Origin of the sequence: Exiguobacterium sp. UBA1053, from assembly GCF_002316465.1 — a bacterium.
GTDB classification, from domain to species: Bacteria; Bacillota; Bacilli; order Exiguobacteriales; family Exiguobacteriaceae; genus Exiguobacterium_A; species Exiguobacterium_A abrahamii.
Genome location: NZ_DCDO01000016.1, coordinates 5,302 through 5,929 on the forward strand (window position 1 = coordinate 5,302; position 628 = coordinate 5,929).

General features: G+C 34.6%; 1 protein-coding gene. It reads left to right on the top strand.

Translation table 11 applies throughout. The features are described 5' to 3' along the window. Window positions 1-397: 397 nt before the first annotated feature. A partial coding sequence (locus B3G15_RS13520) for an AbrB/MazE/SpoVT family DNA-binding domain-containing protein (protein ID WP_290721777.1) occupies window positions 398-628 on the top strand: 231 nt, incomplete at its 3' end.

Consider the following 628-nt stretch of genomic DNA (forward strand, 5'->3'; position numbering starts at 1 on the left):
CACTTGGATAATAAATCGGGGTCGTGATATAAAATGTCTTTGCCATGTTATTCCTCCGTTCTCTGATTTCCATCTTCATTATAGGCTATTATACGCTGTTACGGGACTGATGTCGAAACTCACTTTTTGTCGAATCGAAACATTTTTTGACATCAGACATCAAATTACAAAAAAACACACTCTATAGTTTCATTTCCTTTAAAAAGGGAAAATGTATTAATAAATCGTTTCAAATATGGGTTTTTTGAGAAATAAATGACATTTTGATTTCAAGCTATTCAGATTGGTTGACTACTTTTGGAAAGTCTAGTATTCTACATTCTATAGAAACGATGTCGAATTTTGACGATTTTTCAAAAGAAAAAGAGATCCATGACATCAAAGGAGGAACAACAAAATGAAATCAACAGGTATTGTACGTAAAGTAGACGAGCTCGGTCGTGTCGTAATTCCAATCGAATTACGCCGTACACTTCAAATTGCAGAAAAGGATGCCCTCGAGATTTATGTCGACAACGAACAGATCATCCTTAAAAAATATAAACCAAACATGACTTGCCAAGTAACAGGAGAAGGATCAGAAGATAACTTCAAATGGGCTGATGGTAAATTGATTCTTTCACCAGAT